Origin of the sequence: Aquirufa originis (assembly GCF_042714495.1) — a bacterium.
Lineage (GTDB): Bacteria > Bacteroidota > Bacteroidia > Cytophagales > Spirosomataceae > Aquirufa > Aquirufa originis.
In genome coordinates, this window is record NZ_JBBKXY010000001.1 from 54,404 (window position 1) to 67,609 (window position 13,206).

Consider the following 13,206-nt stretch of genomic DNA (forward strand, 5'->3'; position numbering starts at 1 on the left):
TTTCATTTTTAATTACGAAAAGAAATGGCAGAAATAGATAGCTCCGGTGGCGGGAAGAAAGGCGGAAAGAAGCGTAGTAAGAAAATGTCGACCAAAATCGACATGACACCCATGGTGGACTTAGGCTTCCTTTTGATTACTTTCTTTATGTTAACAACGACGTTAGCAAAGCCCGTTACCATGCAATTAAACATGCCTGATAAAACGGATACGAAGGAAACATCACCTGTTAAGTTATCGGAATCACTTACCGTGTGCCCAGATGAAAATAAGGTGTATTATTACCAAGGTATCCCAACTGATGCAGGTACAGTAATGCAAGTTACTAACTATTCGGAAACAGGAATTCGCAAGGTTATCGCGGATATGAAGGCGAAAGTGGGTAATAATTTTACTATCGTGATCAAGCCAACCAAAAAAGCGAAATATCGCAATATGATTGATATGCTTGATGAATGTGCGATTACTAATAATAAGCGCTATGCATTATTAGAAATCGATCCGGATACGGAGGCACTGATTAAACGATCAGGAAAATAAGGGTATAAATTAATTTTAAATTAAACGAATATTATGTCACAAGTAATAAGCCAAGATGCTACTTTGGACGATATTATCTTCAAAGACAAGAACCGTGAATTCGGTGCCTTCGTTCTGCGCAAGACATATCCTAAAGTAATGAAGCGGTCCGTATTACTAGGCTCTGCACTCTTTGTCGGTGCTCTTTTGATTGCAGCTTTCTGGAAACAGTTAACTGCCGTAGCGGAAGATAAGACTGAGGTGACTGCTGAAGTAATGAAATTGGACAAGCCAGCTCCTACCAAAAAGATAGAGCTGCCTCCTCCGCCGCCACCGCCACCACCCAAGGAAATTCCTAAGGTGACAACGACGAAGTTCTTACCTCCAGAAATTAAGCCTGATGAGCAGGTAACAAAATCTGAACCACCACCAGAGACGGTTATTGGAAACACAGCAGCTGAATCTGTGAAGGGTGAGACAGATACGTATGAGCCACCTGTAGATCCAGACGCTAAAGGATCAGAGCCTGTTGAACCTCCTAAGCCAGCTGAAGATGAAATCTTTACGGCGGTAGAGCAACAAGCAGAATTTCCTGGAGGTCCGGGTGCATGGGGTCGTTTCTTACAGAAAACGTTGAAATACCCATCTGCTGCTCAACGTGCAAACGTAGGTGGTAGAGTATTCGTCTCATTCGTTGTTAATACGGACGGTACTGTTCAAGACGTACAAGTTTTGAAGGGTGTTGGTTTCGGATGTGATGAGGAAGCTATTCGTGTGATCAAATCTATGCCAAGATGGAATCCTGGTAAACAATCTGGACGCGCGGTTAGATCTCGTTTTACTCAACCGATTACATTCGTTTTATCTGAATAAGATCAAAGCGTAAAACAATAGACAGACCTGCTGAATGTATTTTTAGCAGGTCTGTTTTTTTAAAAGAATATGAAAAGACCTGTTGCTATTTGGATTAATATCGGATTTCGATTAATGGTTGCCTTTGCCTATTTTTTATTAGGCTTGTATGTGGCTTTTTATTCGGAGTTTGATTTAGGTATGAATTTTGGGATACCTACTACTGTACTTTTTGGATTACTGTTTATGGCGTATGGTTTATTCCGGATTTGGAGAGCTTATGCCTATTTTAACACAACAGAAGAGGAAGAAGATGAATATCAAAAATATTAGTTTAGTCCTTTTAGGACTTTGTTTTTTTCAATGCTCTACGGAGAAAAAGGATGGCCCTACAGACTCTGCGACGGTAGGTGAAATTACCTTAGGGGTAGATGAGTCTTTTGAGCCGTTGATGAAGGCTGAGAAGACGGCTTTTGAAGAGCAATATAAATACGCTAAAATCAAGTACAAGTTTAGCCCAGAAAATGAAGTCATTGCTGATATGTTGAATGACAAGATTCGGGGGGTAGTCGTGACGCGGGATTTGACGGCCAAAGAAAAAGAAATTTTTACGCGCAAAGCGGTTACTTATCGCAGTTATAATATTGCGGCAGATGGCATTGCCTTGTTAGCGCATAAATCCAATTCTGATACATTAATGACTTTAGCTTATCTGAAGGATTTGATTGTAGGTAATTCATCGAAATATACGCTTGTTGTAGACAAAGCGAACTCAAGTAATTTGAAATTTTTATTAGACAAATTAAAGATTTCAAGTGCCGAGAAACTGCACGTAGTGGCTGCTGGTTCCAACCCACAGGTTATTCAACAAGTGAAAAATGATCCTCATGCCATTGGTATTGTTGGTTCAAACTGGATTAGCGATGGGGATAATCCCACCTCACTTGGTTTTATTCGTTCGGTGAATGTGATGTCGGTGTCGGAAGCGAAGGGGATGCCATACACGCAGCCGTTTGGCTATAATTTGGCCCTTAAAAAGTACCCTCTGCGCCGGGAAATCAAGTATATTATCAAAGAAGCCCACCAAGGATTAGGGACCGGATTCTTGAATTATGTGTCTGGAGATTTAGGCCAATTGATCGTTTTGAAGGCTGGCTTGATTCCATTGACCCGACCTATCACGATTCGCACGTATCAAATCAGTCAATAGTGCATTTTTATTCGGTTTAAAGTAGGGAAAATAGAAGATTGTTTTTATTTTTGTTGTTCTTACGAATTATAAGTTAAGTGTATAAAATTGGACATTTCGGTGTTCGAGGCCTAGGAAAAATATTGAAAGCTATTAATTAAAAAAACAAAATGAAGAAAATGAAATCGTGGATATTGGCAGTCAGTTTATTGATCACCAATATGGCAATGGGACAAACTATCGCAGACGGATTACACTTAATCGATCGCGATCAACCAAGCAAAGCAAAGCAAGTTTTTGAAGGCTTAGTGACAGCTTCTCCTACCGGTGAAAATTACTATTATTTAGGGTATTATCATTTATCTCGCAGAGATTGGGCCGCAGCAGAAGATGCTTTCAAAAAAGGCTTAGCCGCAGATCCTAAGAACTATTTGAATCAAGTAGGTTTAGCGACGATCAAAGTAGGCCAAAACAAGGTGAATGATGCGAAAGTAGATTTTGACCGCATTTTGTCAGAAACGAAATACAAAAATGGTGATGTCATTCACCGAATCGCTGAAGCGTACGAGATGTTCTATAAATTAGGACGCGATCCAGAATTCAATGCGAACAACAATGATCCTGCAGAGGCGATTCGTTTGATCGATTTAATGTTAGAGAAAACGAAGAAAGGCCCTAACGCAGAGCAAATGATCGTTCGTGGCGATGCCTTCTTGATCAAGAATGATGGTGGTAACGCAGTTTCTTCTTACGAGCAAGCATTAATGCAAGATCCTAAGAATGTAAAAGCGAAAGTGAAAATTGGAACGGTTTTCTTGCGTGGTAAAAATTACCGCGAGACACAATCTCGTTACAAAGAGGCGATTGACTTGGATTCAAACTATGCTCCAGCGCACAAGCGTTATGGAGAGTATTTGATCGTAGGTAGCCAATATAAAAATGCCTCTCGTTATTTTAGAAAGTATTTAGAGAAAGCAGAGGCTACTCCAGAGGTGACTTTGGAAACGGCAAAATTATTATTCTTGTCTCAAGATTACGAAGGTGCGATGAAGTACACGGATGAGGCAGATAAGAAAGGCGTAAAAGACAATGATATCTTCCGTATGCGTGGATATTCTAATGTCGAGATGAAGAACTACCAACAAGGCATTGATAACTTAGAGGGTATGGTTCGTTCAGGAGTAAAGCCTTATTTCATGGATGATTTATATTTCGGAAAAGGTTACCAAGGTTTAGGTAAAGATTCAGTGGCTTTGACTTACTTGGAGCGCGCTGCACCTTTAGACACAAACAATAACGTTTATAATATCATTCACGATATTCGTTACAAGCAAAAGCGTTATAATGATGCGGCAAATGCAGCGTTGAAAGGAATTGAGTGGAAGCAAAAGAAAAATCAAGCGATTGGTTCAGGAGATTACTTCAAGGCAGCGATGGATTATTATTTTGTAGCAGCTTACACGATCAGAACGGATACGATTAATCGACCATTGAATGCGATGAAAGCGGACACTTTATTTGCTAAAGCTATTTCAGTGAATGACAAATGGCCTCCATTCTACCTGAATCGCGCAAGAGCTAATAACTTAATTGACTATACTGGAACGAAGTGGTTAGGTGTTCCGCATTATGAGAAATTCTTAGAAACTATCGCTAAGTTGAAAGAAGAAAAATCGACTACGTTTAAAGAAGATAAGAATCAATTATTTGAGGCGTATAAATTTCTAGGAGGATATCATTTAACGGTAACGAAAGATGATGCGAAAGTGAGAGACTATTTCACGAAGGCCCAAGAGATCAAAGCGGATGATAAAGAAGTCAATGACTATTTGAATCCAGCACCAGCCGCGGCTCCTAAGAAATAAATAAAATTAAATCATCGAAAAAAGCTGCTCATCGGGCGGCTTTTTTCATTTACATAAAGCATATGTCATACGCAATCATTACCGGAGGAAGTAAAGGAATAGGCAAAGAAATTGCCTTGCAATTAGCTGAGAGAGGGTATAACCTGATATTGGTGGCTCGTAATTCGTACGAGCTTCAGCAGGTAAAAGAAGAGATTCAGAAAAAGTATTCGCTGGACGTTGATTACCTTGTTGCGGATTTAGCGGATCCTTCGGCTGTAAACACCCTATATGAGTGGGTGCTGGCAAAGCAGATTGATCTTCGAATTTTAGTAAACAATGCGGGTTATGGTTTAGTGGGAGAATTTGAAAAATATTCTTTCGAGGAAACCCAAAAAATGATGCAAGTTAATATGAATGCTTTGGTGGAATCGTGTTACCGTTTCTATCCAATGCTATCAGGGAAAGGCCAAGCTTACGTTTTAAATATTGCGAGTTCCACGGCATACCAAGCGATTCCATTAATGAGTGTGTATGCTGCCTCTAAAGTATTTGTCTTGAATTTCTCCCGTGGGTTATTCCACGAGTGGAAAGCGAAAGGTATTTCCGTAACAGCAGTAAGCCCTGGTGCTACCACCACGAACTTCAATGATCGCGCAAACTTGCCTGCTAAGGCTAGTAAGGCGGCAGAGAAAGTAACGATGACTCCCGCTGTTGTAGCAAAGCTAGCAGTGGATGGTATGTTTGCTAAAAAGCAAGAAGTGATAACGGGTCTGATCAATAAACTAGGAGCTTTCTTGGCTTGGGTAGCCCCTAAAGCGATTTCAGAGAAAGTCGCTAAAGGGATTTACGAATAGTTTTTTCTTGACTGACTCCATCGGAGATCAATCTAAGTACATAGGTTCCAGCAGGGAAACGGGAAATATCCCAGTCGATTCTCCTGCTGGAATTTTTTATTTTCATAGAGTCAAGTAATTTGCCCTTCAAATCGAACAAGTGGACTTCTGCGTCTGAAATTTCATACGCGATTTCGATGGACAGTTTACCTTGGTTTGGATTAGGGTATACAGCGAATTCGTAGGTCGCGGGATTATCTACGTAATACACATTGGAATAGGGAGAAAAACAGGAAAGACTTTTATACATCCACTTGGCTCGAACATAGAATTCGCGCCCTTCTGTTATTTTGCGAATGGCTGAAGTATCATAGGATTTGGTTTGATCGATGAGCCATTCAGGGATGCCGAGTGACCAAGTTTTCACAAAATAAGCCCCCATTTTTTCTAAACGAGGAGCCGGGGGATTAGCTTTTCTATCTAGGTTGATTTTTTCTGAGCGGTAGAAACAACCATTTTCTTCAAATACAGATTGGTATTCTCCGGAGGGAAGTAGGCCCCTTACGATTTTGTCAGTAGCGAAAAGATGGCCATTCAATTCCCAGCCTATGAAATGAACGCTAGAGTCTATTGTGAGGCTGAGGCTTGCGCTGTCAGCGTCACAAATGGGACTAGTGAAGGATTTGCGCTGAAGGGAACTTGGCTGCTTTAAAACAGGCAAATTCAGCGTTAGCGTGTCTGTTTCACCATCGTTGCAGAGGAATGTGTAATTTCCGCCTGTTAGGATAAAATCTGCCATGGCGGATTCATAGCGTTTGGAAACACTTAACGCAGATGTTTTCATGGGACAGCCATTGATTCGAATGCGGTAATTGTTTGTTAGGCAATTCGTTTCAAAGAGAGCCGTTAATCGATGGATAATAGGGCCGTTTCGCACGTAATTTACTTCGGTCGTGTCTTTCACGCTGCAGCCCAATGAATCCGTTGCGGTTCTGAACAGGAATCCATTAGAAGTAAAGGGTCCGAGTGGGCTTTTTGCAGAAGAGCTGTAGGTAATTCGATAGGGAGGAGTTCCATTCAAGGGAAGCGTTTCAGGTACACTTATTGTTCTTTCACCTGTAAGTGAAATTGGATTTAATGCGCGTATAACGAGTCGTGGCTTGATGCGAATCGTTACGGGAATTCGAGTGCTTTCGCAATCGTTGATTTTGACGGAGGCAAATCGGACTAGGAGCGAATCATTTATACCGGTGTTTGAAATGGCTTTTATAGCTAAAGCCGTTGCCGTACTTAGGCTAGACTTAGCGGACTCGGATTCATACCAGATGTTGTTTAGCCCTCCGCTGGCTTGTAAAGAAAAGGCGACATCTGAGCAAAAGTAATTGGAGGAGGTATTCTGCGGCGGCGCTGGAATAGGGTAAATAGCCGTTTTTACCCCTGATGATAAAGGTCCTTCGCAACCAGATTTAACACAAGTTGCCCGAAAAATGGCGCTGTCGGAGGCGATGAGCGGCAATCGACTTCCTTCGCCTATTTTAAGGCCATCTGAATTATACCAATAAGTTAAGGATGGAGAACAGCCCGTGGCATTGAGTGAAAAGGGGAGGCCCACGCAGGCTTTGACGAGTTTTACGGAATGGGAGGGAGCAGCTGGAAGCGAGGTGACGCTGAGTGACACCTCATTTGAAGCTAGTATACAGGAACCCAAAGGGAGAGTGGAATAGCGTGCAAAAGCCTTTATTTTAGCCCCATTAAGTGTAGGAGTCGCAATAATTGAATCCACAGCTTGCCCGTTGAGTGTCCAGGAATAAGGAAAAGAAATAAGCGTTTTCTCACATATTGTAAAATTTGATATAACGGGTGCTTTGCGTAAAGTCACTAAGACGGAGTCTGAATAGATAATGCATTTCCCCAGTGTAACTTTCAATCGATAATAAGATCCCGTGGGATGAGTGGCTCCGCCAGAAAGGAAGTGGTAGCGCGCTGCGCGTGCGTTTGTGATACTAGTGAATTTTGCGTCTGAGGGTCTACGCTTTTCCCATTGAAAAGTGCCGTTTGAACTGACCACGATGAGTCGAATGGAATCCCCCTCGCAGGTGATTTGGGGAAGAGGCTGGGTATTGATTGTTGCGCATTGTGCGAACGCAGCGAAACTATAGAAGAGAAAAAAGAGCGTTTTCATGACTCGAATTAGGGCAGAAAACGAAGGCGAAACAAGCCGGAGAAAATCTATATCAGGAACCCGATAAATAAAAAACGCAAACTACTCGATGCGAGCTGTTTGCGTTTTAATCAAGGTGTTGGTTTTCTTAGATGTCGCAGATTTTTACCGCTTGTTCTAAGGACGCCATTTTGTCTTTGCGAGCCGGAATAAATTCCTGTCCGATAAAGCCTTTGTATCCTGTATCGTAGATGGCACGAATGATCGCCGCATAATTTAATTCTTGCGTCTCATCGATCTCATTACGACCTGGAACACCACCTGTGTGGTAGTGAGAGATGTATTGGTGGTATTTTTTGATGGTAGCGATTACGTCCCCTTCCATGATTTGCATGTGGTAGATATCGTATAGCAATTTGAATTTATCGGAACCTACCATCTCACAAAGTGCAGCGCCCCATTCCGTCGTGTCAGCTTGGTAGTCTTTGTGGTTTACTTTGGAATTCAATAGCTCCATCGAGATCGTTACATCGTAACGTTCTGCGGTTTTCATGATGCGTTGTAAGCCCTTTTTACAGTTGATTAGGCCGTCTTCATCGCTCATGCCGTCTCTATTTCCGGAGAAAGTGATGATGTTTTTGACGCCGGCTTTCGCTGCTTTAGGGATGATATCTTCGTAGAAACCGACTAAAGCGTCGTGGTTTTTTGTCCGGTTAAAGAAGTTCGGGATGTTCATGCCGTCCGGGTATTTTCCCCAGCCGATGGCCGCCGTCATATCGTGTTTTTTCAGGATTTCCCACTCGTCGGGACCTGTTAACTCGATAGATTGTAAGCCGATTTTTTTGGCATTAACGACTAATTCCTCAAACGGAATATCTTGGTAACACCAGCGACAAGCCGAGTGATGCACTTTTCCTTTTAGGTCTAGGCCCGCTTGGATGTCGGCTTCTTGAAAACGATGGCCCATCATTCCAAGGCCAGCGAATCCAGCAGAGCTTTTTAGGATGTCTCTGCGGCTGAATTTGTTTTCCATAGGTTTATATTTTAATAGGTTTATTTTAGTAATCCGGTGACGAATTTTTCACTGAGCTCAAAAAGCAAGCCCGGGTAAACGCCTAGCAATATACTGATAATTCCTAAACCAAAAAGGCTAAGTAATTCTAATTTAGTCAAATCAGGTAAAGACCAGTCGGCCTTTTTTAGGTAGGGTTTTCCCAAATAGATTTTTTGGAAAGTCCATAACAGGTATCCAGCGCCTAATAACAAGCCCAAAGCGCCAAAAATGGCAATCCCAGGATGCACAAACGGACTCGTGAATGCGCCCATCAGGCTGAAGAATTCTCCGATAAATCCAGAGAATCCGGGAAGGCCTAAAGAAGCGAAAATGGCGATGCCAGAAATGACCGTGAAGCGTGGCATCAGTGTTACTAAGCCGGAATACGAATCGATTTCGCGGTTGCCGGTACGGGAGTATAACACGCCCACCATCAAGAATAAAAGCGCGGATAAAACTCCGTGGGAGATGGTTTGGAAGATGGCTCCTTGCCATCCCTCAGCCGTAAAGGCTGCGATTCCAATCAGCACGAAACCCATGTGAGAAACAGATGAATAGGCCACTAATTTCTTTAAATCTGTCATCGCCAGCGCATTGTAGGCGCCGTAAACGATAGATAAAGCTCCTAAGCCTGCCAAAATATTCGCCGCTTCAATGGCCTCTGCTTGGAAGAATGGAATGGTGATTCGCAACCAACCGTATGCTCCGATTTTCAACAAGACCCCCGCTAATAAAACAGAGATCGGTGTGGGAGCTTCCACGTGCGCATCGGGTAACCAAGTGTGCAAAGGAACCATTGGTAATTTGATGGCGAATCCGATGAATAATAACCAAAAGCCCCATTCACGCGCGCTCATTCCCGCTAATTGCCAGCCTGAGCTGATATGTAGAATGCTGGTGATTTGGCAATTATTATAGTCTGCTAAAGCCTGCATATCAAAGCTATGCACTAAAGAAGACGTAGCTAATTCTTGTGACTGTATTAGTTGCTGTACTGTTTTCAAGGCCTCTAGGTTGAAGCCTTGTTCTGGGCGAATCAAGCCATTTAATAAAGCGGTTTCATAAGGGTCCACATAAGCAACGCCCATTCCGAGCATCACGATGAGGATCAAAAGGGATCCCACTAAGGTGTAAATAAAGAACTTTAAGGACGCGTAGTTTCTACGTGGTCCACCCCAAATTCCAATCAGGAAATACATGGGCAGTAACATGAACTCGAAGAAGACGTAGAAGAGGAAGAGGTCTTTGGCCATAAAACAGCCCATAATCGAGGCGTTCAAGAGTAAGACCAAAGCGTAATAGCCACCTATTTTTTCTTTAATGTCTGTCGAATTCCAAAGCGCTATCCAGGTAATTAATCCTGTTAACAGAATCAGGGAAATGCTCAAACCATCGATTCCTAGCGTGTATTTAGACATAAATTGTCCCATCGATCCGAGTGAAATCGAGAACCAATTGTGCGTTTCGTTGAATTGAAATAAGCCGGATGTTTTATCGAAAGCGCTGTAGATATAGCCCAAAAGTGCTAATTGGAGTGTCGAAAGACCGATGGCAATGCTTCTCGCTTGTTCTTTCAATGGACCCAAACCAAGCGCTAATGCACCGAGTAGGGGCAATCCAATCAAAAGCGATAATAGAGGTAAATTCGTCATTTAATAAATAGCGCGTAAAGTAAAAATAAGGCAAATGTCACAATAATCATAGCCCAATAACTTTGGACTTTAGCTGATTGCCAGCGACTTAAAATTTTTCCAGTGCCTGCACTTAAGCTTGCACTTCCACCCACTAAAATGCCATCGACGATGTGTCTGTCAAACCAAGCAGATAGATGGGCAATAATCACTTGCAAAGCGGCAATTCCATTCACGAAGCGGTCAATAAATTGTGTTTCGAAAACCTGTGCAGATCTGCTTTTCCAGCGAATAAGGAGGAATAAGGAAGGCCAAAAACGAGGCAAAAACTGATAATTCCCCGCGGGAATCCAGTTTCTTGTTAAATAAGCTCCCGCAATTCCCAGCACCCAGGTGGCAGCTGTGATATACAACCAGAAGGATGGGATATGGTATATGCTTATTAACGTATTTTCGTGCATTTCCAATGGATTTACCGAAATCCAAATGAAGAGACTTGCTATGATCAGTATACTGATTGGCAGCGCGAATTCTGTCGTCGAAGAACCTTCTTTCACAGGTCCCATAAAGATCAAATAAAACTGGCGACTGATATAGAAACTGGTCAAGACCATTCCTAGTGCTAAAACAACGAGCAATTCTACCTGACCGGATGTATATAAATATCCCGCGATATTTTCCTTGCTGTAAAAACCGCCCGTAAGAGGTAATCCCATTAACCCTGCACCGAAAATAAGGTAGGCCAAAGCCGCTATTGGCGCTTTTTTGCGAAGGCCACCCATGTCGTTTAGGCTTTGGGAATGGACTGTATGAATGACGGCTCCAGCCGCTAAAAAGAGGCCTGCTTTGAAAATTCCATGGGTCAATAAATGAAACAATGAAGCGTCAGAACCCATTCCCATCCACATTAAACCTAGCTGGGAAATGGTGGAATAGGCGAGCGTTTTTTTGATGTCGTTTTGTAAAATGGCGAATACTGCTCCTGCTAAAAAGGATATTGCACCAATGATTCCCATAAAAAGATGAGTCTCCGGTCCCGTGATATCGAAAACGCGAACGCCCACAAATACACCTGCGGCCACCATCGTAGCGGCATGGATTAGAGCTGAGGCTGGCGTAGGGCCTTCCATCGCATCCGGTAGCCAAGACATGAGAGGGAATTGAGCTGATTTAGCTATTCCGCCTGCAATAATGGCGATTCCAATCAGGGTAGGAGCGATGCCATGCATCGCTGAAAATTGCCAGGTATTGAAGTGCAAACCGATGGCAATTAAACCGAATAATAAGGCAATATCCCCTAAGCGATTAATTAAAAAGGCTTTTTTGGCGGCTTGTATGGCGGCCGTTTTTTGGTGCCAAAAACTAATCAACAAATACGAACACGCCCCCACTAATTCCCAAGCCCCGTAGAAAATCAGGATGGAATCGGTCAGCAGTAAAAGCGTCATCGAGCCCACAAATAGGTGTAAATACAGGTAATATCGGCCGATGGAGGGGTCGTCTTTTAGATACGATTTGGAGAAAAGCTGAACACAAAAAGAAACCAGAGCCACTAAGCCCAGGACCAATTGCGCCGAGGCATTCGCCCAAAAACTCGCATTCAGCGACTGCCCTCCTAGATTAAACCAAGGATAAGCGATTTTGAAATCAACAGGTGCAGTGGTGCAAAAATACAATGCAGCAACGCTAAATACAGCCGAAAGGGAAATCGAAAAAAGAGGTTTGGGAAAAAGAGCCACCAACAGCGCGGACGCCCAAGGCAACAAAAGCACTCCAAGAAACAGGAGATTTAATCCCATATACTTTGTATAGATTTAAAAACAAATATACGGATTATCCGCCACTCACGGGAGGAATTAAGGCAATTTCCATCGTTTCAGAGAGGATAAAATCAGGTTCTGGGAAGCGATGTTCCGCTGCAAGTCGTAGCGAAGGTAGATTTTCCAAAGCAGGATGCTTTGAACGCAAGATTTGCAACATTTCCCCCACGGTCACTGAGCCCTCTTTTTCGATCGAAATCGTAGACGATTTTAATAAATCCCGGCAAATACCGAACAGCAAGATGTGGTAGGTTGACATCGTTTTTTGTACCTTTGAAAACTATTGAACAAATATATTGGATAATCCTCAGCTTTTAGATAATCACGGCCGCGAATTGACGTATTTACGTCTTGCGGTGACGGATCGTTGCAATCTGCGCTGCACCTATTGTATGCCGGCAGAGGGGATTAACTATATGCCGGAGCGCGAGTTGTTGAGCTGGGAGGAGATGTTTCGCTTGACCCACATTTTACACGAAATGGGGATCAAAAAGGTTCGTATTACGGGAGGAGAGCCCTTTGTTCGGAATGGTTTGCTGGATTTCTTAACGAATTTAGCGGGCTTAAAAGACCTAGAAATCTGTTTGACGACGAATGGCGTGTTCATTGGTGAGTACATAGAGGCGCTGAAAAAGCTAGGTGTTCGTCACATCAATTTAAGTCTAGATTCGCTCGATCGGGATCGCTTTCATCAGATCACCAGGAGAGATGATTTTGCCAAAGTCTATGCAAACCTCCTTCTCTTGATCGAAGCTGGTTTCCAAGTCAAGATCAATGCAGTCGTGATGCAGGGTAAAAACGAGGACGATATTATTGCTTTGACGGAGTTTGCGCGTGAACATCCGGTATCGGTGAGATTCATCGAAGAAATGCCGTTTAATGGTTCTGGACTGGTAGAAGAAAAGCTATTTTGGGATCACGCCCGTATTTTAGAACGTATCCGTTCGCAATTTCCGGACCTAAAAGCGAGACCCTTTTTGTTCGGGGAAACAGCAAATACCTATGACATCCCTGGATTTAAAGGCAATGTGGGTATTATCGCAGCCTTCACCCGGACTTTTTGCGGAAGCTGCAATCGCATTCGACTAACAGCCAAAGGGCAAGTCAAGACTTGCCTCTATGATGATGGCGTTTTTGATATGAAGCCGTATCTTCGTAGCGAAGTGAGCGATGAGGAGGTGAAAGCACAATTTTTGACATTATTTAAATCGCGTCCGTTGGATGGATTTGAAGCAGAAAATAAACGAAAAGGAGTCATCACCGAATCGATGACGACCATAGGAGGTTAAACAGTAGCATT

The 13,206-nt window shown here is 42.9% G+C and carries 12 protein-coding genes; 7 read left to right on the forward strand and 5 right to left on the reverse strand.

The window, feature by feature from the left end:
• Positions 1 to 24: 24 nt before the first annotated feature.
• From SKC35_RS00230 to SKC35_RS00255, 6 genes are all read left to right on the forward strand, one after another.
• Complete coding sequence (locus SKC35_RS00230; RefSeq protein ID WP_377977506.1) at positions 25 to 540, forward strand: ExbD/TolR family protein; 516 nt, start codon at positions 25 to 27, stop codon at positions 538 to 540.
• A gap of 33 nt (positions 541 to 573) precedes the next feature.
• Complete coding sequence (locus SKC35_RS00235; protein ID WP_377977507.1) at positions 574 to 1,392, forward strand: energy transducer TonB; 819 nt, start codon at positions 574 to 576, stop codon at positions 1,390 to 1,392.
• Positions 1,393 to 1,461: 69 nt separating this feature from the next.
• A complete protein-coding gene (locus SKC35_RS00240; protein ID WP_377977508.1) occupies positions 1,462 to 1,704 on the forward strand; it encodes a hypothetical protein in 243 nt (80 codons plus the stop codon).
• Positions 1,685 to 2,581 (forward strand): PstS family phosphate ABC transporter substrate-binding protein, encoded by an 897-nt coding sequence (locus SKC35_RS00245; protein WP_377977509.1) that lies wholly within the window; start codon positions 1,685 to 1,687, stop codon positions 2,579 to 2,581. Before SKC35_RS00240 ends, SKC35_RS00245 begins: the two co-directional genes overlap by 20 nt.
• 158 nt (positions 2,582 to 2,739) lie before the next feature.
• Positions 2,740 to 4,425, forward strand: coding sequence for a tetratricopeptide repeat protein (locus tag SKC35_RS00250; RefSeq protein WP_377977510.1), 1,686 nt, complete (start codon positions 2,740 to 2,742; stop codon positions 4,423 to 4,425).
• Positions 4,426 to 4,487: 62 nt separating this feature from the next.
• The gene (locus SKC35_RS00255) at positions 4,488 to 5,261 is read left to right on the forward strand and encodes an SDR family NAD(P)-dependent oxidoreductase (RefSeq protein ID WP_377977511.1); all 774 of its coding nucleotides are present in this window, start codon (positions 4,488 to 4,490) and stop codon (positions 5,259 to 5,261) included.
• On the opposite strand, the gene SKC35_RS00260 is transcribed toward SKC35_RS00255, so the two are convergent.
• From SKC35_RS00260 to SKC35_RS00280, 5 genes are all read right to left on the reverse strand, one after another.
• A complete protein-coding gene (locus SKC35_RS00260) occupies positions 5,242 to 7,422 on the reverse strand; it encodes a T9SS type A sorting domain-containing protein (protein WP_377977512.1) in 2,181 nt (726 codons plus the stop codon). The genes SKC35_RS00255 and SKC35_RS00260 overlap by 20 nt on opposite strands.
• Before the next feature lie 127 nt (positions 7,423 to 7,549).
• Entirely contained in the window at positions 7,550 to 8,434 is an 885-nt protein-coding gene (locus SKC35_RS00265) for a hydroxypyruvate isomerase family protein (protein ID WP_377977513.1), read from the reverse strand.
• A 20-nt stretch (positions 8,435 to 8,454) separates the two neighbouring features.
• On the reverse strand, positions 8,455 to 10,107 hold the full coding sequence (locus tag SKC35_RS00270; protein WP_377977514.1) for a complex I subunit 4 family protein: 1,653 nt from the start codon (positions 10,105 to 10,107) through the stop codon (positions 8,455 to 8,457).
• A complete protein-coding gene (locus tag SKC35_RS00275; protein ID WP_377977515.1) occupies positions 10,104 to 11,885 on the reverse strand; it encodes an NADH-quinone oxidoreductase subunit 5 family protein in 1,782 nt (593 codons plus the stop codon). Before SKC35_RS00275 ends, SKC35_RS00270 begins: the two co-directional genes overlap by 4 nt.
• A 34-nt stretch (positions 11,886 to 11,919) precedes the next feature.
• Complete coding sequence (locus tag SKC35_RS00280; RefSeq protein ID WP_377977516.1) at positions 11,920 to 12,165, reverse strand: MoaD/ThiS family protein; 246 nt, start codon at positions 12,163 to 12,165, stop codon at positions 11,920 to 11,922.
• A 37-nt stretch (positions 12,166 to 12,202) separates the two neighbouring features.
• Here SKC35_RS00280 and moaA point away from each other — a divergent pair, with 37 nt between their 5' ends.
• Positions 12,203 to 13,195 carry a GTP 3',8-cyclase MoaA gene (gene moaA, locus SKC35_RS00285; protein WP_377977517.1) on the forward strand — a complete coding sequence of 331 codons (993 nt, stop codon included), beginning with the start codon at positions 12,203 to 12,205 and terminating at the stop codon, positions 13,193 to 13,195.
• Positions 13,196 to 13,206 lie beyond the last annotated feature (11 nt).

Bases quoted from the DNA above. Each gene is read 5' to 3' on its own strand.
- SKC35_RS00230 (WP_377977506.1), top strand. From the start codon at position 25: ATGGCAGAAATAGATAGCTCCGGTGGCGGGAAGAAAGGCGGAAAGAAG.
- SKC35_RS00235 (WP_377977507.1), top strand. From the start codon at position 574: ATGTCACAAGTAATAAGCCAAGATGCTACTTTGGACGATATTATCTTC.
- SKC35_RS00240 (WP_377977508.1), top strand. From the start codon at position 1,462: ATGAAAAGACCTGTTGCTATTTGGATTAATATCGGATTTCGATTAATG.
- SKC35_RS00245 (WP_377977509.1), top strand. From the start codon at position 1,685: ATGAATATCAAAAATATTAGTTTAGTCCTTTTAGGACTTTGTTTTTTT.
- SKC35_RS00250 (WP_377977510.1), top strand. From the start codon at position 2,740: ATGAAATCGTGGATATTGGCAGTCAGTTTATTGATCACCAATATGGCA.
- SKC35_RS00255 (WP_377977511.1), top strand. From the start codon at position 4,488: ATGTCATACGCAATCATTACCGGAGGAAGTAAAGGAATAGGCAAAGAA.
- SKC35_RS00260 (WP_377977512.1), bottom strand. From the start codon at position 7,422: ATGAAAACGCTCTTTTTTCTCTTCTATAGTTTCGCTGCGTTCGCACAA.
- SKC35_RS00265 (WP_377977513.1), bottom strand. From the start codon at position 8,434: ATGGAAAACAAATTCAGCCGCAGAGACATCCTAAAAAGCTCTGCTGGA.
- SKC35_RS00270 (WP_377977514.1), bottom strand. From the start codon at position 10,107: ATGACGAATTTACCTCTATTATCGCTTTTGATTGGATTGCCCCTACTC.
- SKC35_RS00275 (WP_377977515.1), bottom strand. From the start codon at position 11,885: ATGGGATTAAATCTCCTGTTTCTTGGAGTGCTTTTGTTGCCTTGGGCG.
- SKC35_RS00280 (WP_377977516.1), bottom strand. From the start codon at position 12,165: ATGTCAACCTACCACATCTTGCTGTTCGGTATTTGCCGGGATTTATTA.